17 protein-coding genes are annotated in these 26701 nt (G+C 40.4%); 2 read left to right on the plus strand and 15 right to left on the minus strand.

The features are described from left to right. The 12 genes from ACFQRG_RS09320 to ACFQRG_RS09375 all read right to left on the minus strand — a co-directional run bounded on the left by ACFQRG_RS09320 (position 1) and on the right by ACFQRG_RS09375 (position 16093). Complete coding sequence (locus tag ACFQRG_RS09320) at positions 1–1434, minus strand: amino acid permease (protein ID WP_380965617.1); 1434 nt, start codon at positions 1432–1434, stop codon at positions 1–3. A 12-nt stretch (positions 1435–1446) separates the two neighbouring features. Further along, complete coding sequence (locus ACFQRG_RS09325; protein ID WP_380965618.1) at positions 1447–2133, minus strand: DUF1028 domain-containing protein; 687 nt, start codon at positions 2131–2133, stop codon at positions 1447–1449. Positions 2134–2335: 202 nt separating this feature from the next. After that, positions 2336–2764: a RidA family protein gene (locus ACFQRG_RS09330; RefSeq protein WP_380965619.1), complete on the minus strand. Its 429-nt coding sequence runs from the start codon at positions 2762–2764 to the stop codon at positions 2336–2338. A gap of 123 nt (positions 2765–2887) precedes the next feature. Next, on the minus strand, positions 2888–3442 hold the full coding sequence (locus ACFQRG_RS09335; RefSeq protein ID WP_380965620.1) for an FAD synthetase: 555 nt from the start codon (positions 3440–3442) through the stop codon (positions 2888–2890). Positions 3443–3454: 12 nt separating this feature from the next. Next, the gene (locus ACFQRG_RS09340; protein WP_380965621.1) at positions 3455–4906 is read right to left on the minus strand and encodes a 4-hydroxyphenylacetate 3-hydroxylase family protein; all 1452 of its coding nucleotides are present in this window, start codon (positions 4904–4906) and stop codon (positions 3455–3457) included. A gap of 38 nt (positions 4907–4944) precedes the next feature. Continuing rightward, the gene (locus ACFQRG_RS09345; RefSeq protein WP_380965623.1) at positions 4945–6126 is read right to left on the minus strand and encodes a flavin reductase; all 1182 of its coding nucleotides are present in this window, start codon (positions 6124–6126) and stop codon (positions 4945–4947) included. Positions 6127–6645: 519 nt separating this feature from the next. Further along, the gene (gene nhaC, locus ACFQRG_RS09350; RefSeq protein WP_380965624.1) at positions 6646–8100 is read right to left on the minus strand and encodes a Na+/H+ antiporter NhaC; all 1455 of its coding nucleotides are present in this window, start codon (positions 8098–8100) and stop codon (positions 6646–6648) included. Between the two features lie 58 nt (positions 8101–8158). After that, a complete protein-coding gene (locus tag ACFQRG_RS09355) occupies positions 8159–9529 on the minus strand; it encodes a purine-cytosine permease family protein (RefSeq protein ID WP_380965625.1) in 1371 nt (456 codons plus the stop codon). Between the two features lie 36 nt (positions 9530–9565). After that, the gene (locus ACFQRG_RS09360; protein ID WP_380965626.1) at positions 9566–11257 is read right to left on the minus strand and encodes an amidohydrolase; all 1692 of its coding nucleotides are present in this window, start codon (positions 11255–11257) and stop codon (positions 9566–9568) included. Positions 11258–11594: 337 nt separating this feature from the next. After that, on the minus strand, positions 11595–13073 hold the full coding sequence (locus ACFQRG_RS09365) for an aldehyde dehydrogenase family protein (RefSeq protein ID WP_380965628.1): 1479 nt from the start codon (positions 13071–13073) through the stop codon (positions 11595–11597). A 72-nt stretch (positions 13074–13145) separates the two neighbouring features. Beyond that, positions 13146–14528: an aminotransferase family protein gene (locus ACFQRG_RS09370; RefSeq protein ID WP_380965629.1), complete on the minus strand. Its 1383-nt coding sequence runs from the start codon at positions 14526–14528 to the stop codon at positions 13146–13148. 113 nt (positions 14529–14641) lie between these two features. After that, the gene (locus ACFQRG_RS09375; protein WP_380965630.1) at positions 14642–16093 is read right to left on the minus strand and encodes a 4-hydroxyphenylacetate 3-hydroxylase family protein; all 1452 of its coding nucleotides are present in this window, start codon (positions 16091–16093) and stop codon (positions 14642–14644) included. A gap of 641 nt (positions 16094–16734) precedes the next feature. On the opposite strand from ACFQRG_RS09375, the gene ACFQRG_RS09380 reads away from it, so the two are divergent. Next, positions 16735–18039, plus strand: a complete 1305-nt coding sequence (locus tag ACFQRG_RS09380) for a helix-turn-helix domain-containing protein (protein ID WP_380965631.1) — start codon at positions 16735–16737, stop codon at positions 18037–18039. A gap of 185 nt (positions 18040–18224) precedes the next feature. Here the strand turns inward: ACFQRG_RS09380 and ACFQRG_RS09385 are convergent, their stop codons facing one another. The 3 genes from ACFQRG_RS09385 to asnB all read right to left on the minus strand — a co-directional run bounded on the left by ACFQRG_RS09385 (position 18225) and on the right by asnB (position 25048). Then, a complete protein-coding gene (locus ACFQRG_RS09385; RefSeq protein ID WP_380965632.1) occupies positions 18225–19712 on the minus strand; it encodes an amino acid permease in 1488 nt (495 codons plus the stop codon). A gap of 409 nt (positions 19713–20121) precedes the next feature. Next, on the minus strand, positions 20122–23055 hold the full coding sequence (locus ACFQRG_RS09390) for a S8 family peptidase (protein WP_380965634.1): 2934 nt from the start codon (positions 23053–23055) through the stop codon (positions 20122–20124). A gap of 142 nt (positions 23056–23197) precedes the next feature. Then, on the minus strand, positions 23198–25048 hold the full coding sequence (gene asnB, locus ACFQRG_RS09395) for an asparagine synthase (glutamine-hydrolyzing) (RefSeq protein WP_380965635.1): 1851 nt from the start codon (positions 25046–25048) through the stop codon (positions 23198–23200). Between the two features lie 289 nt (positions 25049–25337). On the opposite strand from asnB, the gene ACFQRG_RS09400 reads away from it, so the two are divergent. Continuing rightward, entirely contained in the window at positions 25338–26531 is a 1194-nt protein-coding gene (locus ACFQRG_RS09400) for an ornithine--oxo-acid transaminase (RefSeq protein ID WP_380965636.1), read from the plus strand. Positions 26532–26701: the final 170 nt, after the last annotated feature.

Raw genomic sequence — 26701 nt, forward strand, 5'->3', positions numbered from 1 at the left:
TTAATTCTCAAATTGTCCGCTTACTGGCTTGTCAATATATTGTCCAAGCCTTTTTTTACGTTTAGCATGTATTGCGTAGGCCAGGAGAATAACAATAAAGCTGATAAAACTCATAAGAACTTCCGAACGCGTATCTTGCAGAAATAACATAACGATTAGAACCGCCAGCATACAACTAATAGAAAAATAAGTTAAATAAGGGAAACACCACATTTTTAACTTCAATTTTTCCGGCGCTTCACGTTCGAGCTTTCGTCGAAGCTTTATTTCGGAATATGCAATAATTAGGTAATAAAAAAGAGAAACCGCACCGGCCGAGTTTATTAAAAACAAGAAAACAGTGTTAGGGAAAAAGTAGTCAAGAATTACACCTACATAACCGAAAAGTGTTCCTGCAAGAATTGCCCATACCGGTACACCGCGTTTCGTCGTTTTAAAAAAAATCCGCGGCGCATCTCCCTGTTTTGTAAGGGCAAAAAGCATCCTTGAAGTAATGTAAATACACGAATTCAGTGAGCTTAAAACGGCAGTCAGAATAACAAATTGCATAATGGTTCCCGCTACGGGGATACCCAAGTGATTAAGCGCAATAGCAAACGGGCTTTGAATAGCCACTCCGCCAAACTTAACGTTCCAAGGTACTATGGCTACGATGATAAAAACTGAAACGACATAGAAAAAAAAGACTCTGTACATCACTTGTTTTGTTGCAGTTGCCGCGTTTTTAGCGGGATTATTAGATTCTGCTGCAGCAATGGTAGCAATTTCCGCGCCTCCTATCGAGAAAAGGACGGTTACACTGCCGATAAAAGCCGCACCTATCCCCTTTGGGAAGAAGCCGCCTTTGCTGTAAAGATTTGAAAAGCCGGGTGAATGTCCATGCCACAGACCGATCAGGTATAATACGCCTACAGCAATGAAGGCAATAATTGCTATAACCTTTATTGAAGCTAACCAAAACTCCGCTTCACCATAAGAATTAACCGAATAAAGGTTTGTTAAAGTTAGCAGCAAGATCAGCAACAAACATAACAGCCAAGGCGGAATATTTAAATAATTCACTAGTATCCCTGCCCCCGCAACAGCTTCAATGGCCAGTACAATCAGCCAAAAATACCAGTACAGCCAGCCGACGGTAAAACCAGCCCAATTTCCTAAAGCCTTTCTCGAATAATCAGAGATTGAACCTGTTGATGGATAGGCTACCGCCATCTCCCCGATCATACGCATAACTAAAATCATAAGCCCCCCGGCGAGAAGATAACTAAGTATAGCTGCCGGGCCCGTTGCATTAATTACTGCTCCGCTCCCAACAAAGAGCCCCGCTCCAATAATCCCGCCTAACGCAATCATAGTCACATGCCGATTACGCAGACTTTGCTTCAGCTCATGTCTTTCATCTGAAACTTGTCGCCCGGTGCGGTTTTTACTCATCTTTCACCCCACCTATTCGTCGCCCTTAACATTATAAGAAGGCGCTCTGGCAGGTTCAATCGCCCGTATTTTATAATCCTCAGCCTGCGGACCGTAGATCTCCCATAATTTCTTAAGATCACTTAAGGGGTCCTCACTGTAATCCACTCGAAGGTCAACGTAAGGAATAAGCTCGTCCGTATAAACAAGTAAAGCTATAGAGTGCTCTTGATCCATCTCTCCCCCCATTTCAAAACCGACTTCAATCGACGAAATAAGTCTTTCCGGCAAAGAAACACTTTCTTGCTCAATGAAGTGTCTGCCCATAGCCTCTGGTATAGCGGGGTCACTCAAAAGGTTACCGACAGCGGCCACATTTGTTGAACAAAATTCCCCGTGAACACCTAGAGCCTTTTTTCCAGTGAAAACACTCGATCCGCCTTTAGCGTCCACTACAGCCAACTGACGGTAATCGGGATATGGCGTTACATTCTTCATTGCCCGTACAGCAGCCTCCGCATCGTAACCTTTTTCGAGGGCGGAATATCCTATACTGGCAAGCCTGGGATCAGTAACATTTTGCGAAAGAATGACACCTGATTGTCCCCTGACGCTCAAACAACGTGCGCCAACAGCGGGGCTGCTTGAAGTAACGACAGCACCTAACGATCCCGTTGCAGAACAACGTCCCGCTACTGAAAAAGTACTCGTAATATTCATTTTAACTCCCCCATTTCATTTGAATAAAACTGAATAGACCGGATGATTTCCGAAAATCTTTTTAAATAATCGATTATAAACTTTTTATCACGTCATTTTTGAATATAAAAATAGTATCTTTTTTATATCTCCTTAACCTTGATCGGCCACCTACAACTCATTAGAGCGTAAGTGGCGTCACTTAAACTTTTAATCTTTCACATTAATCGCCGCTTATTACTGCTTCTACATCAATTTCCATCAACATCTCCGGAAGAGCCAAACCATTGACAACCAGACCTGTGCTGCATGGGTAAACACCGCGAAAATGTTTTGCTATCACACCGTAAACTTCACTCCGATACGAACGATCAGTCACATATACGGTCATTTTACAAATATCGTTAACACTGCCCCCCGCTTCCTCAAGTAACTGCTTAACACAACGGCATGCATTTTCAGCTTGTTCAGCGGGATTTCCTTCACCATGGAAATTGCCTTCGAGATCGAAACCTGTTTGTCCCCTGAGGAATATACGATTTTCAGCTCTAACTGCCATACTCAACTCATTTTTGATATGATGCTTTTCTTCGCCCATGTCGGAAGGATAAAAGTTTTTTGTTTCAAATTTCCTGAATCTTTGAATCTCCATTGTCAAAATTCCTCCTTATTTACATTCATTACTTTAGTAAATATAATCTGCATAACGATCGAATTCTTTAACTTTTTAACATTTCTTATGGTCAATCATTTTAACTCCTAAAATTATTTCTTATTACACTTCGATTGGTTCAGAGCTTTTCAATGACCATCCTAAAAGCTGTTCGGCTTGATCTATCATTCCCGCTGCCAAATAACTGCGAATTCGGCTTGATGAGATAATCTTGCCTGAATTGCATCTTATAGGTTCCAAAGAATGCACATTAAAACGCTTACATAATGTACTTGTATCCCCATCCCGATTTCTGCCAAATCGGAAATCGGAGCCTTCCCAAATTTCCAGCGGGTTTAATTCTGAAATCTCATCAAGAAAAGCTGTAGCTCCCTTTGAAGCGTATTTAGTGTCAAAAGGCGCGATAATTAAATCATCTACTCCAAGAATTTTAAGTCTGCGTATCTTTTCTTCGAGCGGTGTCAAAAGAATTGAATGCTGAAAATAGACTTTTGGCGGCGGATCGAATGTATACACCACCATTGGTACTCCAAACTCTTTGGCACGTTGTTGCGCGCGGCTGATCAATATTTGATGGCCGCGATGGACTCCATCCAATGCTCCGATGGTGAGTACCGAAGAAGGAAGCTGTAAACTTCCAGCGGCATGTACTTTCACTTCGACCACCCCTTATCTTTTAACGGCCTCCGGTGCGAGGTTCGCTGCCTTACACACTTTCTCGCGCACTTGTTCCAAATCAAAGCTGTTATATGCTGCTAAATATTGGGCAAACGGCGGACTTTGGGCAAATAATTCAAAGGTAATTTTATGCCCGGCATAGGATGAATTAAGCAAGTCGCGGGCAAAGTAGAGAAGCTTTGTCCGGTCTTCTGAAGTCCAACCGCCGACAGAATAATACTTGTCAATATATTCCTTAACTTTCGGATCAGAAACCGTTTCTGCATCAGGACTGATGGCCAGCTGGCCGCCAACGAGTTCCCTTGTCAGATGAGCCATTGCCGGGAAGTTCGTTAATGCAAAAATCCGTCCCGTATAGAGAAGTGACTGATTGGGCATCATCAGGCCGCCCGGGCTTTTCTCCGCTTCAGCGACTGCCGCTGTAAGGTGGGCGTTAATCCCTTCCCTGTAACTGATCAGCTGGGCAAGTTTCTCTTTTACTGCTGGAATTTTGGTCAATCCTGTCTGTTCAACATTTAATAAGGCTGTTCCGATCAAGAGATCCGCACGTCTTAAAATTCGCAGAACATAATTAAAGGCGGAATATCGATGCAGTGTGTTCCGAATATATTGGGCCGATTCGATTGAGCGGTGGAACAATACGTTTTCCCATGGAATCAGCACGTCATCAAAGACAAGCAGCGTGTCCAGTTCATCGAATTGTGTGGACATCGGATAATTTTCAGGACTTCTTCCTTTTCCAAGCGATGAACGACAAATATGTTTTAAGCCGGGCGAGCCCATATCACAGATAAAACCGCACGCAAACGGATCCATATTTTCGTTTGTCCAATTGGAGATGGTCGGCTTGACAAAGGCTTGATGGGCATAAGCTGCGGCTGTTTCAAACTTAGCGCCCCGTACGACAATCCCTTTGTCATTTTCTTCAACAACATGCAACAGTGTGCCTCCGTCTTTTCCTTCAATCAGTTTACTCCGGTCGCCCTTCGGGTCGGTGTTCGCTGAAACGTGAAATAAATCTTTTCTCGCTACACGGTCAACATGATGCCTGATATTATCTGCATATGTAGGGTCAATTTCATTTAATCGGTCTTGGGCATCATAAAGGGACCACATCTCTCCAATTGTTTCATCCCCGACACGGTAGACGACGCCGCCTAAGTCATCCAGCACCGTCTCGACATAACGACGGATCGCTGTCAGATCTTCCTTGTCCTTTGGCAGCTTATAAGGCCGGCAGATTGTATCCCCGTCCGGCAGTTTTGTTGTACAAACATCGGCGTAACGTTCTTCATGGTTCATGTCATACATGCGGGCCTTCACATCCACAATAGGTTTAAATGCCGGATGCTCGGCAACATTCTTAACTTTCTCGCCGTCAATGTAGACTTCGCGTCCATCATTTAATGATTGACGATATTCATCGCCGGTCATGAGTGTCATATTATTTCCTCCTTTGTTCGTTCATTTACCGACTGGTTTTAAATCTTGCCTCCTGCATTGTCAATTAAATATCGTCCGAGCCGCTTGGCATTTTCAGTATGCCGGCGAATCACCTGTTTAGCTTCCTCAACATCACCTTTTTCAATGGCGTTCGTCAGAGCAATGTGATCCTCATCCAATTTTGTCAGTTCTTTTTGGGCCATCTTGTCGTTTGCTTTAAGCGCCCCGCTTAAGGCACTTGACATCACAGCTTCCGCTGAAACCCTCCGGTAGGTATTAAGCATTGTGGCATTCTTCGTAACAGCAATTGTATAATCATGAAAAGCCGTATTTGCCTCGATATAATCCTCTGCGGGGACAGCTTTCCCATCTGCACTGGCAATGGTTTCCTTCATTCTCTTTCGAAGCTCGATCAGTTCTTCATTAGAGAGTCGGCCAGTTATCTGTTCAATTGCTGCAGTTTCCAAAGCACAGCGTGTGTCTAATGCATCATTAAGCATTTCGGCATCGAGAGGACTAACAATGTAACAACCTTCTTCTTCCCGGATCAAAAGTCCATCGTTTTCTAATCGAGTCATTGCGTAATAAACGGCTTGACGTGGTACATCAAGCTGGTAAGCAAGTTCAGTGAGAGCCAGCGGCTGGTCGGGCTTAAAGCTCCGCTCAAGAACTAACTGTCGAATTTTCCTGTAAACTCTCTCATCATTTGCTTCTTGAAAATGCCCAAATTTCCCTCGAAAATAGGCTAGCGGCATGCCTTTTTCTACTCTTGCATTTTGAACCTCAGCAAGAAATACGGAGTGTGTGCCTCCGGTGACTTCTTCAACAACCCGGCACTCCAGATTAGCCAAACTTTCCTTTAATAAAGGCTCGCCCAGTTCGCCATATGATATATCTATCCCTTTAAATTTATCTGTATTTGGTCTTGCAAACTGTAAAGCTACTTCACCCTGATCTTCATGAAGGATGTTCACCCCGAATGTTTTCGACTGCGATATTGCATGACACGTACCGGTCTTTTGGTTAATACAAACGAGTAACATTGGCGGATCAACAGATAGAGAAGTTACGGCGCTTGCTGTTACCCCGAAATTCGTTTCATCCTGCCTTGTCGTAATTACCGTGACACCACTGGCAAAGTGACCGATTACATCACGGAATAAATCACTGTCTATAAGGCGACGGTTATTAGAACCTGATTTCGTAGTGTCAGTACCCATAATGCTCACTCCTTCGATATGCACATTAATTTCGGAATATATCCCTTTCTATTCCCTAATTAAAGTCTACACAATAATTAAAAGTGTGTCAATGCTAAATTTTCGAATAATTCCAGAATTTAAAGTTGAAAATTAATCTATGAAAAGTAAAGAAAACTTGCCGATTGGCAAGCCTAAAAGGCGAAGACAGAGCGAGTTAAGCAGCTACCTGAATAAACATCATTGCAGCTTTGATAAGCTTCTCTGAATAACGTCGCGCAGGAGCACCATACAATACTTCTCGAACTACTACGAGCTGTAACGAGAAGTTGCGATACTTCTTCGAATAAACTTCGGCGTAGGAACACCCACTTATACTTAGAACTTAAAATTGGCTTCTGCGTCGAGTTAGCAACATTGATGCCAATTTATACTTTCCTAACGTAAAAAAAAAGCTCGACTTTTGGTTATGTCTTAGTCATTACTAAAACAATCCGAAAGAAGAGCTCTCTTAATATTCGAAAAAAGGGCTTATTATATTTATTCAATTGGCAAGCTAAGATCTTTATTTAACCTTGCGCTGTCTTCTTCAGATTGTTCTTCGACCGGCAGACGGTTGATTCTTATATTAAAATACCCGTAAATGACCGCTATAACGCTGCTCATATAGCAGAAAAATGCCCACGGCCCATATGCAAGCGGGGAAACATGAAGGACAGAATACATAAAAATACCGCCGGTGGTCCATGGGATCAGGTTCGTACTAACTGTACCGCAATCCTCTAATGTCCTTCCCAGAAGTTTCGGATGCAGACCGCGTTTTCTATATTCATTTAAATACAAACGTCCCGGAATAACTACGGACATGAATTGATCACATCCAACAGCACTGGAAACATAACATGTACAAGCAGTTGCGGCAATCAGGCTGCCCGTCCGTTTTACTTTCCTGAGCAATGGTCCAAGGATAGCTTCCAATATTCTCGCTTTCTCAAGGGTTGCCCCAAATGATAGAGCAATCAGAATTAGGGAAACTGTAGACATCATACTTTGAATGCCGCCTTGATTTAACAAACTGTCAGTAATTTTGTTACCCGTTTTGGCTTTATACCCTTCATTCATTGTGGATATTATATCGCCTATTGAAACGTGTTGGACAAAAACAGCACAAAGCGCACCAATAATAACCCCGATTGTTAACCCTGGAATAGCCGGTATTTTTAAGACAAAAATTAAAATAATAAACAGCAATGGGATTAATAAGAAGGGAGAAATAACGAAATGTTCAGAAAGTATATGCTGGATTTTTGCAACGTGTGACAAATCCGTACTCTCTCCATGAAATTTAAATCCAAGAAGTGTATACAGTATAAGTGAAATAATCAGTGTAGGGACTGTTGTATTCATTAAGTTCCGAATATGATCAAACAGATCAATGCCAACAACCGCCGATGTAAAATTAGTTACATCTGATAAAGGACTCATTTTGTCACCGAAGTATACACCTGAAATGATTGCTCCGGCAACCATAGGCAACGGTAGACCCAAACCATGTCCAATGCCAATTAAAGCAACACCAATCGTACCGGCAGCGAACCAGGCATTTCCCGCAATACTAACAAGAACAGAAATAGCGCACGCCGTAAGCAGGTAATATGTTGGCGATAAAACACTTAAACCATAATAAACCATTGAAGGGACAATTCCTGCCGCCATCCAAGCACCAATAAAACTGCCTATTATCACCAATATTAGTAATGCTTTGATCGAAACACTAATCGTTTTTGTTATACTTTCCTCAATTGATTTCCAAGAGTGGCCTAATTTTAAAGCTACAAGGACTGCAACAACAGTACTTAACAAAAGCGGAACGTGCGGTTCTGCCCCGTAAATACCAATACCGACCGCAAGGGAAGCTCCCATAAACACAATTGGTACTAAAGCAAGCCAAACAGGAGGCGTTTTTACCACACTCTGATTATTTTCCTCTTTCATTATTTCACCTCTTATAGGTTTATATAAAAGCACAAATTTCAACCTGAAGACTTGAGTGCTACAAAATCGTTGACTGCCTTTCTTCTACTAATTTAATTTCTTTCCTCATTAAATAGTAATATAGTATACCAGGAATAGTTATCGCTAAAACCCAAGCAAGATCAATCCCGTTAAGCAGTTTTGCAATAGGTCCTATATATATTGTAGTGTTTAAAAAAGGAATTTCGCAGACAACCGTTATCAGGTAGGAAATTAGCGCTTTCCAGTTAAATTTTCCATACATGCCATTGTAATCGAACAAAGCATTTATATTATATTCGCCGTGACGTAAGGAGAAAAAGTCAACTAAGTTGATTGTCGTCCAAGGGAACAAAGTATATGAAAGTATTAATATTAAGTTTTGCACATTGTTAACAAAGTTTTCGTGACCGAATACGCCAAGGGATGCAACCATTATCGAAGTAACCAAAAGCAACACAAATCTTGATTGAATGGTTGATTTTATTTTTACAAAAGTATCCAAAACGGTAGTAATAGACATAAAACCTCCGTAAATATTAAGCACGTTTCCGCCCATTGTATTGATAATAATACAGCTGTAAAGAATCATTGACCATGTAAAACCGCCAAGACTTGCGACCCCGTGGCTGGCATTGTCTAAGAAGCGGGGGATCGTTTCCGTAAGTATTGCTCCTAAAATCATTAACCAGACTGTACTAAGGACTGAACCTCCGTAGGTATAGATGAACGCTTTTTTTGAATCAGTATTTCGCGGAAGATAACGTGAATAATCCGCGATATAAGGCGCATATGTCAGTTGCCAAGTTGCGCAAACACCTAACAGAAGTAAAAAGGGTGTCAATTTAAATTGACCTGGCGACCAGTTATCTAATGGAAATCCAAACCGAAAAGCAACTATGGTTACATAAATAAACAAAAGTCCCATTATAACCGATAGAACTTTTTGAACTCTATGAATTAAGTCATGTCCATAAATCGCAACTAAAAATGTTACAGCGCTTATAATGATAACTCCCCAACTGACGGAAATATGAGATATGGAAGAAAGCGCTTGTGCGGCAATAACTGTATTAGTTGCACCATAACCCACATACATTATAATGACGAGAAGGAGCGGGAGAACTGCACCAATCACACCAAATTGTGCCCGGCTTTGAATCATTTGAGGAATCCCTAATCTTGGACCCTGCACAGAGTGTAAAGCCATAAAAATCCCGCCGACAAGGTTGCCTATCAGAATAGCGACCGCACTCCAAAATAAATTTAACCCTGCTTCAACGCCTAAACCGCCGGTAACTACTGTAAAAAGCGACATATTTGCTGCAAACCACATCGGGAATAAACTTCGTACACTCCCATGTCTTTCTTCTTCCGGGACAAATTCAATAAAATGCCTCTCAACTTTCAATGTTATCCCTCCTTTTTAAAACCGAATTTTGCAGTTTCACAGTCTTTCTAATGACTCTAATTCTGTCTTATTAAACTTTTCAGCATCCCCTAAATTGCTATAAACAACTTTCCCGTCAACAATGGTTAATTTCACCTTAGAATTTAAAATCTCCGAAGCCTCAACATCAAAAAGATTTCTATTAAGAACAATAATATCTGCCAGTTTTCCTGCCTCAAGTGTCCCCAGTTGATCTTCTTCAAAATTTCCATAAGCACCGCCAAGTGTATAAGCGCGTAAAGTTTCAGCTAATGATATTTTTTCTTCCGGAAACCATCCGCCTTTTGGTTCCCCATCATTATGAACTCTTGTGATTCCTCTATAAACGCCGTACATTGGATTTAAACTGACTATAGGAAAATCACTGCCAAAAGCAAGCGTCGCGCCATGATTCATTAAAGTTTTTATTGGAAAATAAGGTGCCCGATTTGGGCCTAATCGAGACGGATAGGTGTTTTCTGAAAACTTTTCAAATAATGCGACATGTTCCGGTTGCATAGAAGCAATAACTCCAAGTTCAGAAAACCTATCTAAATCATCTGGTTTAACGGTCTCGACATGCTCAATCGAATGTCTGGAATCCCTTTTTCCATTTGTTTGCTGTGCTAAATCATAACAATCTAACGCCAAACGAATAGCCCCATCCCCGCAGGCATGAAATCTAACTCTAAATCCTTCTTTATCTGCTTCCTTCACCCAATTCTTTACTTCCTTTGGATCAAGTAACGGTTCACCGCTTGTTGAAGGGTTATCATGGTACGGGTCAAGCAAATAGGCTGTATATGTTGCAGGAACGCCATCTAAAAATCCTTTTAATCCCGTGAACTTCAACATTTCTGACTTATATTTCTCCCTTAATTGTTTTGGATAATCTAATTCTCCATTTATTTCATATGAAAAATGTATTCTAGCAGTCAGTTCTCCTCTTTTTTCAAAGTCCCCGCATGTTTTGATATAGTCCAAATCAGATTCTTCTCTTAGGGGAGAAACATCAGTCACTGAAGTTACGCCATATTCAGCTGCTTTTTCTAAAAATTTTTTAAGAAAACGCGGATGTTGCTCTAACGGAACTTTTAATATAGATTCCGCTAAATTTATAGCTTTTTCATCTAATACACCGGTCGGTTCACCATTTTCATCTTTTATAATTTTCCCGCCATGCGGATCAGGTGTATCACGATTAATGCCTAGAATTTCAAGTCCTTTGCTATTTAACCAAGCCCCGTGGACATCCGAATTTAATAAGCAAACAGGGTTATCCGGGAACTCTTTATCTATCGAAGAGCGATGAGGTAACTTCGGCTCATCCCAAAACACATGATACCAGCCAAACCCTAAAATCCATTTGTCTTTACCAATCTCATTGTTATCGTTTTCCATAACATGTTTTTTCAAAATATCGACAGCTTCCTGCTCAGATGCAGCACCGCTTAAATCAGCACAATATTCCGAAAGGCTGCCTTGTTCCAAATGGATGTGAAAGTCATTAAAGCCTGGCATTATCAGTTCATCTTTAAAATCGTATCTTTTAGTCTCACTTCCTATAAAAGATGCAACTTCTTTTTGTGAGCCAATCGCAATAATTTTATTTCCTTTAATTGCGATAACCGCATTAATTGGTTTATCTTCCAAACCCGTAAATACAGCATTACTTGAAAGCACCATATCAGCCTTTATAGATGTCTCCATTTATATTTACCCTCCATTGTTTTCGAAAATAAAGGCAACATATCCCAAATTAATTCTAAATACCTTTTACTTCTATTTAATAAGAGAGAAGGTCTATGATTCCCGGTTCAAAGTTAATAATTTCTAGATCTTTGAAATTTAAATGCCATTCTAAAAACCTCATCACAAATAAACCAAAATCCCAGCAGGAATATAGGAAGATTAAATAAGCCTGTAAATGTTATGTTAGATTACATTAATACCGAGACTTAACCAACAATAAAAATAATCTCCCTGCACTCCTCTGAACTTTTGGTTTACAAAAAGCGCTTACAATTTAATGGTTTCAAAAATATATCTATCTCAAATTAATCCAGACGCTTTTGACTTCTGTATAATTTTCCAAGGCATATGACCCCATATCACGGCCAAAACCTGATTGTTTATAGCCGCCGAACGGGGAAGCTGGATCCATTGCATCGTAACAGTTCACCCATACTGTCCCTGCTTTTAATCGATTAGCCATGTTATGGGCGCTTTTAACATTTTCTGTCCACAAACCGGCTGCCAAGCCATAAGAAGAATTATTTGCTCTATTTATGACTTCATCTAAATTTTCATAAGGCATCGCGACAACAACCGGTCCAAAAATTTCTTCATGAGCGATTGCCATGTCGTCACTGACATCAACAAAAACAGTTGGATCGACGAAATAGCCGTTGTCAGTATGTCCTCCCCCTGTCAGCATTCGCGCGCCTTCATCATTGCCTTTATTAATGTAATCAACAACACGCTCTTGCTGCTGTTTTGAAATCAGCGGCCCCATTTCTGTATCTTCATCTAATCCATTACCTTGTTTAACATTTTTCGCATAAGAGACAAGTTCGGAAACAACATGATCAAAATGCTTCTTATGAATATAAACTCTTGACCCGGCGCTGCATATCTCGCCTTGGTTAGCCATAATGCCTGAAAACACACCTGGAACCGCCTTCGACAAGTCAGCATCAGGTAACACGATATTTGGAGATTTGCCTCCCAGTTCAAGTGTTACGCGTTTCATTGTATTTGCAGCTTCCTTCATAATCCGCTTGCCAACAGCAGTAGAACCAGTAAATGAAATTTTGTTAACCTCCGGATGTTTGACAAGGGCATCGCCTGCTGTATTACCGTACCCTGTAACAATATTAACGACACCTTTCGGGAAGCTGGCTTTTTCGACCAGCTCCGCAAAGTAAAGAGCAGATAACGGCGTTTGTTCTGCAGGTTTCAACACAACAGTACAACCGGCAGCCAATGCTGGCGCCACTTTCCAAGAAACCATATTAATCGGGAAATTCCATGGAATAATTTGTCCAACTACGCCTACGGGTTCATGACGGGTGTAATTGAAATAAGAACCGGATACAGGAATCGTCTGCCCTGTGATCTTTGTTGCCCAGCCGGCGAAGTAACGAAACTGTTCAATTGTATTTGGAATGTCAGCGATACGCATCTCATTAATTGGCTTGCCATTATCGAGGGTATCAAGCTGGGCAAGCTCTTCTTTATGTTCTTCGATAAGATCCGCCAATTTATAAATTAGCTTGCTTCTTTCCGCTGCACTCATCTTGGACCAAGGACCTTCCTCTAAGGCCTTTTTCGCTGACTTTACTGCTTTATCAACATCTGCTTCTTCCGCTTCACTTACTTCGGCCAATACCTCCCCGGAAAAAGGGTTATAGGTTTTAAATGTTTTTCCGGAAGCTGATTCAATAAATTCACCATTAATATACAATCTCTTCTTGCCGCTTAAAAACTCTGCAACTTTCGTCTTGAGGGCTATTGTTTTATTCATCGTTAGCCAATCCTCCATATAAAATTAAAGTTTGGAAGGCAGAAGGAAACCCTCCTTACCTTCCACAAGCACTTACTTAATTTTTTTCTCAAAGGCTGTGATGGCTTCGTCAATAATATTAATGATTTCCTCTATATCTTCTTTTGTTGTTATAAGCGGCGGAGCAATAGCAATAATATTTTTCCCTTCTTCAAAATCTGCTGTTCTTAAGATAAGCTTACGTTTGTAACACTCTTCAGCGACTTCTTGCGCGGCCCTGATCGATTGATCAAACGGTATATCCGCATCACGGTCTTGTTGTAAATCGAATCCGGAAATTAAACCAAGCGCTCTCGTTTTTGTTACATTAACATGATTTTCTTCTAAATACTTAAAGCCTTTTTTTAATTCCTGTTCCATATTTTTTACGTTTTCAACAATATGATCACGTTCAATAATTTCAAGGTTTTTCAATCCCACTGCACAAGCAGTCGGGTGTCCGCTATAGGTAAAACCGTGGCCCAAAATTTGATCGTATTCAACTAGAGTATTTCTTATTTCCTCGCTCATAAGAACGCCGCCCAATTGGGAATATCCGCTTGTGATTCCCTTTGCAACACTCATAAGGTCTGGTACAACATCCCAGTTTTCGACACCGAACATCTTACCTGTACGTCCAAATCCGCAAATGACTTCATCGGCTATAAATAAAATATTGTTTTCTTCGCAAAGATTTTTAACCGCTTTCAAATAGCCGTCTGGAGCAATATGAATACCGCCTGCTCCTTGAACTGGTTCCATAATGACGGCTGCAATCGCATCAGAGCCTTCTTTTTCAATCGTATAACGGATTGATTTTTCGTAATTTGGATCGCTCTTATCGCCTGATTCGCAATTTGTTAAATGAGCCTTAGCATGGATAACGTCAGAGTCTTTTGATCCTGCAAAGCTGTGAAATGCATCGATCCCGGTTGCCGTTCCCGCTCCGATTGTAGCGCCATGGTAGCTGTTAGATATTGAAATGATCTTTTTCTTATTCGGTTTCCCTTTTAAATGCCAATAAAATCTTGCCAGTTTAAATGCTGTGTCATTTGATTCAGAACCGCCGGACGTATAATAAATGGCGCTTAAATGACCTGGGGCAAGAGAAACTACCTTTTCTGCCAAACGAACGGCCGGCTCATTTGAATATCCGTAAAATGATGACCCGTAAGCAAGTTTAGTCATTTGCTTGCGGGCGGCATCGGCAAGCTCTTTCTGACCATGCCCTAAATTAACGTTCCAAAGCATAGATACGCCATCTATATACGTATCACCATTGATATCCTTTACACGGATACCGTTACCTTCAGAAAAAATGATTTTAGGTCCATTTTCGATAAATGCCTTTGGCACAGTTGTTGGATGAAGATAATACTTTTTATCCAATTCTTTTAATTCATCTACTTTAGAAATGCCTTGAGAAAGATTTGCCATTATAAAAAACCTCCTAAAATTAATTTATTTTTGGTCATTGTTTTTAAGTTTAATAGATTGCATACAGGCTTATATTCAAAACTTCATTATTAAACCTGTGTTTTTATTTATTGTTATACGCCGACGGCCTCCGGTGCGAGGTTCGCTGCCTTACGCACTTTATCGCGCACTTGTTCCAAATCAAAGCTGTTATATGCTGCTAAATATTGGGCAAACGGCGGACTTTGGGCAAATAATTCAAAGGTAATTTTATGACCGGCATATGATGAATTAAGCAAGTCGCGGGCAAAGTAGAGAAGCTTTGTCCGGTCTTCTGAAGTCCAACCGCCGACAGAATAATACTTGTCAATATATTCCTTGACTTTCGGATCAGAAACCGTTTCTGCATCAGGACTGATTGCCAGCTGGCCGCCAACAAGTTCCCTTGTCAGATGAGCCATTGCCGGGAAGTTCGTTAATGCAAAAATCCGTCCCGTATAGAGAAGTGACTGATTGGGCATCATCAGGCCGCCCGGGCTTTTCTCCGCTTCAGCGACTGCCGCTGTAAGGTGGGCGTTAATCCCTTCCCTGTAACTGATCAGCTGGGCAAGCTTCTCTTTTACTGCTGGAATTTTCGTCAATCCTGTCTGTTCAACATTTAATAAGGCTGTGCCGATCAAGAGATCCGCACGTCTTAAAATTCGCAGAACATAATTAAAGGCGGAGTATCGATGCAATGTGTTCCGAATGTACTGGGCCGATTCGATTGAGCGGTGGAACAATACGTTCTCCCATGGGATCAGTACGTCATCAAAGACTAGCAGCGTGTCCAGTTCATCGAATTGTGTGGACATCGGATAATTTTCAGGACTTCTTCCTTTTCCAAGCGATGAACGACAAATATGTTTTAAGCCGGGTGAACCCATATCACAGATAAAACCGCACGCAAACGGATCCATATTTTCGTTTGTCCAATTGGAGATGGTCGGCTTGACAAAGGCTTGATGGGCATAAGCTGCGGCTGTTTCAAACTTAGCGCCCCGTACGACAATCCCTTTGTCATTTTCTTCAACAACATGCAACAGTGTGCCTCCGTCTTTTCCTTCAATCAGTTTACTCCGGTCGCCCTTCGGGTCGGTGTTCGCTGAAACGTGAAATAAATCCTTTCTCGCTACTCGGTCAACATGATGCCTGATATTATCTGCATATGTAGGGTCAATTTCATTTAACCGGTCTTGGGCATCATAAAGCGACCACATCTCTCCAATTGTTTCATCCCCGACACGGTAGACGACGCCGCCTAAGTCATCCAGCACCGTCTCGACATAGCGACGGATCGCTGTCAGATCTTCCTTGTCCTTTGGCAGCTTATAAGGCCGGCAGATTGTATCTCCGTCCGGCAGTTTTGTTGTACAAACATCGGCGTAACGTTCTTCATGGTTCATGTCATACATGCGGGCCTTCACATCAATAATAGGTTTAAATGCCGGATGCTCGGCAACATTCTTAACTTTCTCGCCGTCAATGTAGACTTCGCGTCCATCATTTAATGATTGACGATATTCATCGCCGGTCATGAGTGTCATATTATTTCCTCCTTTGTTCATTTATTTAGCCGACTGGTTTTAAATCTTGCCTCCTGCATTGGTAATTAAATAGCGTTTAGGACTTTCCTAAGCTGGTTTCTTCCTGACTTATTTTAGGAAACATTGAAATGCCGCCAACATCCCGGTGCAAACCAAAATTCTGCCCAACTCGACAACTAGTTTTAATTAATTCGATCGTATCAATGATCATACAACTTCTTATCCGCTATATTTTAGGAATATATCCCTTATTATTCCCTAATTAGGATTTTACTTAATTGTCGGATTATTGTCAAGGTTAAATTAAATCAAAAAAAGACATGATTAATTTTACCTTTTAAGTTTAAACAGCATTTTTCACTGATGGAAGTTTCATTTTATAAGGGTTATTATTTTAGAGAATGGATATTAATTAGCATCATTCTTCTTCAAAAATCTGTTTATTTACCTTAAAATTAATAATGACAATATTATTCTTAAAAATTTCTCAAATCCTAAATCTTCTATAAAATAGATTTGGTTTTTATCCCGGTGCAAAGTACAAGGAGTTTATTCACGCAGCAGCTTCACTAACCATCAGCAGGGAATGAACAACCCCCCACTAATGAAAGTTCACTTTATTAAACTAATGGAGGCAGCATATGAAAATAAATATCGGAATCGTTGGCCCAAAGGATTCTGTTGATTTTATAAATAGTATTGCGAAAGAATTCAAAACCAAGATACACCCTGTTTTATTTGTGTATAATAACGTAGAAGAAATAACCAATATTATTAAAGAAAATGAGCATTTAGTTGATATCTGGATTTTTTCCGGACTGACTCCTTATAATTTTGCAAAAAAAAATGGCCTTCAGAAGCTTTCTTTCTACCTTAGGCTCAATGAATCAAGTTTGACAAAGTCCCTTATGGAAATCGTCTATAAAGGTCATAAAAACATCCAAAAAGCAAGCATTGATATGCTGGAAAAAAACGATGTTTATGAAACTTATCTTGATCTGGACATTCCATATGAAAATTTTTATCTATATGAGTACCCCGGTTATACCCCATATGATGATATTGTCAACTTTCATCATAAACTGTTTAAAGAGAACAAGGTTGATGTCTGCATTACCTGCCTTCGTTCTGTTTATGAACAATTACAGTCAATGGATATTCCGGTATTTAGAGTTACACCAACACGTGTCAACGTTCGGCATACCTTTAACACCGCGCTTCAACAATGGGAAACACAGCAGTTTAAACAATCACAAATTGCCATTATGCTGATCAGAACAGGCGACGCTGAAAAAATAGATAATAAACAATCTCTTTCGTATGATTTACATAGACTAGACTTGGAACTTCAGTCAGCTATCGTCGATTATGCTGAATCTATTTCTGGTTCTTATGTATCACTGGGGATTGGAAATTCAATTGTATTTTCTACAAGGGGATCCCTGGAAGGTCAAGGACAGCAGGGACTGGCTCTTTTAGACCGGCTAGCCTTAATTACCGATTTGCCTTCTAATATCGGGATCGGTTACGGCGAGACTTCTTTGGCGGCGGAAGAAAACGCGCGTCTTGCTTTATACCATGCACAGAAATACGGTGAATTTTGCGCTTTTCTTGTCGATAGTAACGGAACTATTGAAGGTCCCCTAAAAGAGCAACAAAGTATTTCCTTTGAATATCGCAATGAGAATAAAGAAATCAGCGAGAAACTGAAACGCGCCGGAGTAACAATAACAACTTTCAACAAAATCTTATCTGTTCAAACAGGGGTAGGCAACCATGCGATAACGGCTTCCGATGTAGCAGAATGGCTAAAAATGACTCAAAGAAATGCTCGGCGAATACTGAACAGCCTGGTCGAACAAAAACTTGCAGAAATCATCGGCGAAGATGCTCCTACATCACGAGGCAGACCACGAAAAATATATCGTATCGGAACTGATTTATAATTTAATGCCAACAACCGCTTAAGAATTCATACCCCAGTAAAACGTTAATAATGTATTTTGGACTCCTCTAACATGCTTAACAAACAGAAATTAAGACTGTCACTCAATAGACAGTCTTTTTTCTCCCAAAATTAGAAACCGAACAATGAGGATCATTGTCCGGTTAAATTCTTTATAGAAAACTGTTAATCATATTTTTTTTCAAAGTCAAAATCAAACTCACATTCCTCAAGCGGCACAACCTTGGTTTTCTTAATCCACTTATATCCAAACCATAAGCAAAGGAAAAGCGGGATACCCATATAGGCGGCTATGAGACTTCCCCAATCAATATGACCGCCGAGAAACGCTTGGTAATCTTGAGCCAAAATAACGATTAATCCGATAACTATCGCAAAAATTGGTCCAAACGGATACCATTTTGCGCGGTATGGCAGCTTATCTAATGAATGGCCCTGGGCTATATATGCTTTGCGGAAGCGATAGTGGCTGATTGAAATACCTAGCCAGAAAATGAAGCCTGTAATGCCGACCGAGTTCATTAACCATACATAGACCTTGCCATCACCGAAAATCGAAGCAAAAAAGGCAAGCATACCGACAATACATGTTAGGAATATTGCGGCAACTGGTACACCCCGTTTGTTAAGCTTTGCGAAAATACGCGGCGCTTGTCCTGCTTTTGCCATTGAATACAACATACGGGTTGACGCATACAGACTGGAATTGCCGGCAGACAACACTGCAGTTAAAATAACCGCATTCATCACTGAAGCTGCAAAAGCAAGTCCCGCCTTTTTAAATACCAAAGTAAACGGACTAACCATAACATTGTCACTTTGCAAGTTGTGATTAGTATAAGGAATGATCAGACCGATCACAAGTATTGCCAGCACATAAAAGAGAAGAATTCTCCAGAAGATACTTTTGACGGCCTTTGGCACGTTCTTAGCCGGATTCTCACTTTCACCGGCTGCGACACCAACGATTTCCGTGCCTTGAAAGGAAAACCCTGCCGCAATGAAAATGCTGAAGATTCCCATAAAGCCGCCTGAAAAAGGCGCTTTGCCGACTGTAAAGTTTTTAACTCCGACTGCTTCACCGCCCATAATGCCGAAAATCATTAGTATGCCGACGATAATAAAAATGATAACCGTTGCGACTTTAATAAAAGAAAACCAATATTCGCCTTCACCATATCCTTTAACAGATAAGTAATTTAAGAGAAAGATAATCACTAAGAATAATAAGCTCCATAATAAGGACGGGCTGTTCGGAAACCAAAATTTCATAACCATTGTTGAAGCGGTAAGCTCAGCGGCAATGGTCATTGCCCAGCTGTACCAGTAATTCCAGCCTAAGGCAAAACCAAACGCCGGGTCAATAAACTTTGTCCCATAAGTACTGAATGCGCCGCTTGTTGGCATAAATGATGCCATTTCTCCTAAGCTGGTCATCACGAAAAATACCATTGCACCAATCAAAGCATAGGCCAATATCGCGCCTCCGGGACCAGCTGTGTGTATGGCTGCCCCGCTTCCGAGGAAAAGCCCTGTGCCAATAGCGCCTCCTATAGAAATCATCGTTAAATGACGAGATTTTAAACCGCGTTTTAATTTTTGTTCCTCTTGCTGGGGATGTTTTAAAACATCTTGTTCTTTTTGTACTGACATCCTTATTTCAGTCCTTTCTTTATTGTAAGAGAAGAAATATTTGGCCAACTGTTAGGTGAAATGTTTTTAAGCGCTTACAAATTTTGTGCAAATTACTCATAAATATACAAAAGTAAAAATATTTTAAAGGTCATTTGTATATATACTATTTTAATAAATGACCAGTTACCTGAAAAGTGTTATTTTTTAACAAACACTCGATACTTAATACCTCTTCCTAATAGTTGCAATTTTCATGCCAATAATTTAAAAGGTAAAATACTTAAACTGCGGTTAAAGCAGAAAATTTTTTTTGCACTTGATGCAAAAAAATTATAAAAATGTAGAAGTATTTTGCATGAAATGGCGTTCTCCAATTCAAAAAAGACGCCCATGTTAGGACGCCTTTTTAGCTCTAATACACCTTTGATTATTTTTTCTTTGACTTCTTTACGGTAACTTTTGCCGGTTTACTTGTATTGCCGGCCTTATCTTTTGCTGTTACGTATAGTACGGAACCGGCCTTTTGCTTTTGGATTGCCGCTTTAAAAGTACCTTTAGTATTTGCTTTTGTTTCACCAATCGTTTTACCTTTCGATTTTACAGATATTGCGGCTTTAGATTCAGTTTTTCCCTGAATTAATTTCTCTTTGTCATATACTGTGTTTACTTTTGGAGCAGCAGGCGGAATTTTATCTTTTACGGTAATTTTGACTGGCTTGCTTTCCCTTTTTGCAAGGTCCGTTACAGTTACATAAAGGATCGTTCCAGCCTTTTGCTTTTTAATTTTTACTTTAAAAGTTCCTTTACTATTAGACTTGGCTGAAGCCATCACTTTCTTTGATGAATTTTTAACGTTCACTTTAATATTCGCTAACGTTTTTCCTGTCACAGTTGTATCTTTGTTGCTTACTGAATTGACCTTTGGCGAAGCAGGAGCTTTCCCCTTCTTTACAGCTATCTTAATAGAAGCTTTGGCTAAACCGTTTTTATCTGAAGCATTAATGTGAACCAGCTGACCGGCTTTTTGGACTGGGATCTTTACAGTAAATGTCCCTTTCGACGAGGCTGTCGACTTGCCAAGCGTTTTGCTGCCTTTTTTCACTTGAATTAATGTTCCTTTTTTAGCCGAGCCTGTGATATGGTCCATATTGTCCTTTATGTCATTGACTTTTACATTTAAATCTGCGACGCTTGCCGCACTATAAGCGTTGAGCCTTCCCCATCCTGAAACCTTATCAAAGCCCGGGGTTTTTGCTTCAGCTTGTGGGTTGCCGTCATCATCATAATCTTCATCAGTATTATCAACTTCTTTAAAAGCAACATTGTCTGCAGTTTCTGTTAAAATATTTTTAATTTCATCAGGTTTTAGTTTAGGATTTTCCGATAACAATACGCCTGCAGCAGCTGTTACATACGGTGTTGCCATGGATGTCCCCGATAAATATGTCACATTGCCATTTGGCAATAGGCTTGGGATATCAGTGCCAGGGGCAACGAGATCCAGGTCTTTTCCATAGTTAGAGTAATCCGCTGTAATATCAAGGCGATTGGTTGCCCCAACAGCGATCGTATAGCGGGAGGACGCTGGATAACCAACTTCATTGATACCATCATTGCCGCTGGCCGCTACCACTGTCACGTTTTTAGAAGCGGCATATTTTAACGCATATTCAATCACTCGGCTGTAATCACCGCCAAGACTAAGATTAATCACTTTAGCCCCTTTGTCTACAGCATATTTAATCCCCATCGCTATTTGGTCTGTTTCACCGCTGCCTGATTCATCGAGGACTTTTACAGGCATTATTTTGACTTTTGGATCAAGACCGGACATAGAATAACCATTATCAGAAGCAGCCGCAATAATACCCGCAACATGAGTCCCATGCCCTTCATCATCATTCGTGTTATTATTTCGGGCAATAAAGTTTTTTCCTAAGTCTGTGCGAACTTTTTGTTTTAAATCGGCAAGTGTGCTGTCTACGCCTGTATCAACGACGGCAATTAATGGTTCTTTTAATTGTCTTTTCTTTAATAATGATTTCATAGGTTCATTTTTAATATCAGCACCGCGCTTGCCGCCTTCTTGCCCGCTGTTTTTTAGGGGCCATTGATAATCATATTGAACATCGTTAGACATGTTGTGATAACGTTTGACAGGTTCAACAAAATCCACTTCCGGCATTTTTTTCAAACGATTAACAGTGATTTTTTCTTGAGGGGATTTTGATAATTGATGACTGCCGATTTTCATGACATACATATTGTTAAATAATTGACCATTTGGTTTTAAACTTTTCGGAGCTGTTGCCTTGTCGCCATAAGCGCTCATTTTATTGTTTACAGATTTAATAGACTTGCCTTCTTTAAGTTTTACGATATATTTATTAGACACTGAACTTGCAGTTGAGTCACTGTTAGACAGCCCTGCCTTTTTCAATACATCGGAAAGCGGCTTCCCTTCTAAATGGGCCAAATCTATTTCTTGTGCAATCCCTGTAATCTTATCTTTTAAGGCATTAGGAACGGCTTTCACCGTGATGTCATATAAGTTATTGATTGCTTTTTGATCTGACCTCGATATTTCATGAGAACTGTTGGACCCGTTTTCAGCTAAATCATCAAACAAAGGTTTTAGCTCAAGTAAATTTTTATAGACAGATTCTTTGGTATCCTTGTTAACAATCATTTTAGCAACTAAGAATGGAGCTGTTTTGTAATATAAAGAAGTAAGGTTTTTCCCATTGTCTGTCTTCGATAATAAATGATCCCTGATTAAACGCAGCTTGTTTAAAATATCTGTCCCCGATTTCCTTTGATCAGTGCTTAGCTCAACCGGGCATGGTTCATTGACTTGACTGGAAGGAGGAAGCTTGACGCCTTGATACCCTATTTTGTATTCTGCTTTTCCCGGGGTAGCTTCTCCATCTCCCTTTTCTTCACTGTCCGAGTATTCTACCTTTATGTAATATGGGCCTGACCAAGCATATGGGACAACAATTTGTGCCGGTTGACCCGGAACCGTAAATCCCCGGTACATATCAAAGGTGTCGTCTTTATTTGCTTTTTCCGAACTGGGATAGATTGATAAATTGAGTTCGGCATTGCTTGACAGCTTAATTCGCATATGTGTATCTTTTGATATTTCATCTTTAGCAGGTGTTATTTTGTACCAGCGAACTTGCTCAGGCTTATCAAAGGAGCTTTTTAACTCTTTTCCGTTTGTCAGCTGAACAGCTTCCTTTATAGACTGCCCGTTCAATTTATTTTGTGCATAACTTGCAGCGGGCTGAAATAAACTGAAACATAGTACTAAGACAAGGAACACGGGCATTAATCGACAAATCTTGTTTTCTTTCATTGAATACCTCCGCTTATTTTGATAAAAAGGACAAAAATATAACAAATATTTTAATTCTATAAATTTATGGAAATTCCTGCTTCCACTTGATAAAAAATCAAATAAAACAAGACGAAAGACGCCCTACTTATGAGGCGTCTTTCTAACTTTCTTCAATTCTTACATGATATTCTTCCAGCCAATAATTCATTTGAGCTAAATGAGCAATTAATTGCGGTCCTGACATTAACTGACCAAACCATGGCACCTTAAAAGCTCTTCCTCCTGATTCCGCTATATCTTGAACATTTTTCTTATCAACAATTTCTAAAAGCGGCGCTGATGGATGATTAATAACATCTTTCAGCCATTGAGTTACTGCTTCAGTATATTTTGGATGATAAGTTTTCGGATAAGGGCTTTTCTTTCGGTAGAGAACTTCATTTGGCAGCATACCCTCTAAAGCTTTTCGCAATACGCCTTTTTCTCTGCCATTTAACATTTTCATATCCCAAGGCACGTTCCAAACGTATTCCACTAATCGATGATCGGCAAACGGGACACGAACCTCCAGACTTGCTCCCATGCTCATTCTGTCTTTACGATCTAATAGAGCGGTCATAAACCATATCATATTGAGGTAAAAAAGCTCTCTGCGGCTGGCGTCAACTCCGGTTTCCCCTTCCAGCCTCGGTGTTTCGTTAACAGTTTCCTTAAAACGTTCAAGTGCGTATTCCTTAAGGTTCAAACGGTTTTGCCATTTTTCATTAAGTAATGTCTGACGTTCTTCTGTAGAACGCATCCACGGAAATCCTTCTTTAGACGATGTTTCCGGACTATGGAACCACGGATAGCCGCCAAAAATTTCATCAGCACATTCTCCTGATAATGCAACCGTCGCCCCGCGTTTAATACCTTTGCAAAACCAAAGCAATGAGGCATCGACATCCGCATATCCCGGCATATCACGAATATGGATCACCTTTTTTAAATAGTCAACGAGTTGTTCATTATCAATAATTAAATTATGATGTGATGTTCCTAAAAACTGAGAAGCCATTCGAATGTAAGAACCATCTGCATTTGGCAGAAATTTATCGCTTTTAAAATATTTATCATTATCCTGATAGTCAATAGAATAAGTATGCAGCGGCCATTGATTATTCTCTTTAAATGCTTTAGCAGCAACAGAAGTGATAGCGCTTGAGTCTACACCTCCGGAAAGAAAGGTTGCCACAGGCACATCTGCATATAGCTGCCTTTTAACAGCATCTTCAAATAGTTCCTTAATATGAGCCACTGTTTCATCTATATTATCAGTATGTTCATGACTTTTAACATTCCAGTAGCGCCATATTTTCACACCGTCTTTTGTAAAGGTCAATGCATGAGCCGGTCTGAGATCGTTAATTCCTTTATAAACGCCATGGCCCGGCGTTTTTGATGGACCTAATCCAAAAACTTCAGATAAGCCCTCACGATCAACAACAACTTCAACATTTGGATGAGTTAAAATTGCCTTTAGTTCTGAGCCAAATAGCAGACTGCCGTTGTGCTCCCTGTAAAAAAACGGCTTAACGCCTAAGCGGTCACGGGCCGCAAACAGTTTTTGCTTCGTTTCATCCCAAATTGCAAACGCAAAAATGCCGTTAAATCTGTCTAGACAATCTTCTCCCCATTCAATGTATGATGAAAGCAGTACCTCAGTATCCGAATGACCTTTAAACGTATGACCTAATTCGAGCAGGGCTCTGCGAATATCTTCAGTATTATAAAGCTCGCCATTATAAACCATTGTGTAAGTATGGCCGTTCATACTCTTTTGCATCGGCTGCGCTCCGCCGTTCGGGTCAACCACAATCAATCTGGCGTGACCAAAGGCAGCGCGCGGAGACAGCCATGTGTTAAGATCATCGGGTCCGCGGTGCTCAATGCTTTTCGCCATCTGATGAATGGTTTGCTGCTCATATCTTAAATCTTTGCGCCAGTCAATCCATCCTGTTATCCCGCACAACTTGCTCCACCTCTCTCTGTGAAAACTACTTACATATGCCTCTCTTTAACTTATGATGGCGATTGTCGCTGTGTGATAACCCAAGTCTGATAACCGAACGTTATTTGAAGTTTTCTTTCTATTCATCATATAAAAAAACAGACCGTCGAATAACTTATCGGTCTGTACTTTTTTACTGTAAATATAATGATCATCATGCTAAATGCAAATATTAATTATGGAGCAGGCTAAAATGATTAATGTTATAATTTAAAAAAGTAACCTTATTATTCAAAAAAGAGGTGCTGGTATGAGTCAATCAAAACAAATCATTGAACAAACAGAAAAGTACGGCGCACACAACTATCATCCGCTTCCAATTGTTGTTTCTAAGGCTGAGGGCGTTTGGGTGGAAGACCCTGAAGGCCAACGTTACATGGATATGCTAAGCGCTTATTCTGCTGTTAACCAAGGACATCGCCATCCAAAAATTATTCAAGCGCTTAAAAAACAAGCTGACCGTGTAACATTAACATCAAGAGCCTTTCATAATGATCAACTCGGCCCATGGTATGAAAAGGTGTCAAATGTAACAAACAAAGATATGGTGCTCCCAATGAACACTGGTGCCGAAGCTGTTGAAACCGCTTTTAAAGCAGCCAGGCGCTGGGGATATAATAAAAAAGGCATCGCTCGGGACCAGGCTGAAATTATCGCTTGTGAAGGTAATTTCCACGGACGGACAATGACAGCAGTTTCATTATCTTCAGATCCCGAATATCAGCGCGGATTTGGTCCCATGCTTCCCGGCATTAAATTAATTCCTTATGGAGATCTTGAAGCTTTAAAAGCAGCCATAACACCAAATACAGCAGCTTTTCTGATTGAACCGATTCAAGGTGAAGCCGGAATCGTTGTACCGCCTGAAGGCTTTTTAAAACAAGCTGCTGAAGTTTGCAAAGAAAACAACGTATTATTTATTGCTGATGAAATCCAATCAGGTCTTGCCCGTACCGGGAAAATGTTTGCTTCTGACTGGGAAGATGTTACACCTGATGTTTATATTCTTGGCAAGGCCCTTGGCGGGGGTGTTATGCCGATTTCTTGCGTTGCAGCGAATAAAGACATTTTAGGCGTGTTCGAACCTGGTTCCCATGGTTCTACATTCGGCGGCAACCCGCTTGCCTGCGCCGTTTCAATCGCAGCTCTGGATGTTATTGAAGATGAAAAATTGGCTGACCGTTCCCTGGAACTTGGCGAATATTTTATGAAAAAGTTAAAATCGATTAAAAATCCTTCTATTAAAGAGGTGCGCGGTAAAGGTTTATTTATCGGTGTTGTTCTTGATAAGCCTGCCCGCGATTATTGTGAGGCTCTTAAAGATAAAGGATTGCTATGTAAAGAAACACATGAAAATGTTATTCGCTTTGCGCCTCCGCTTATTATTAAGAAGGAGGAGCTTGATTGGGCATTTGAAAGAATCGAGGAAGTTCTCGGGGGTTAAATCGTTTGAAATACTTGTCATGGATTCATGGCAAGTATTTTTATGGTTCTACGTCAAATGTTGGGGTAGGAGTAATAGTTCCTACTCCTTAACCTAACTGATATCCCATTGATTTATATTGATGATGTAATAAAACACGTAATCGTAAACGATCATAACGCTTAAAACCA

The organism is Scopulibacillus cellulosilyticus (assembly GCF_042665295.1).
GTDB classification, from domain to species: Bacteria; Bacillota; Bacilli; order Bacillales; family Sporolactobacillaceae; genus Scopulibacillus_A; species Scopulibacillus_A cellulosilyticus.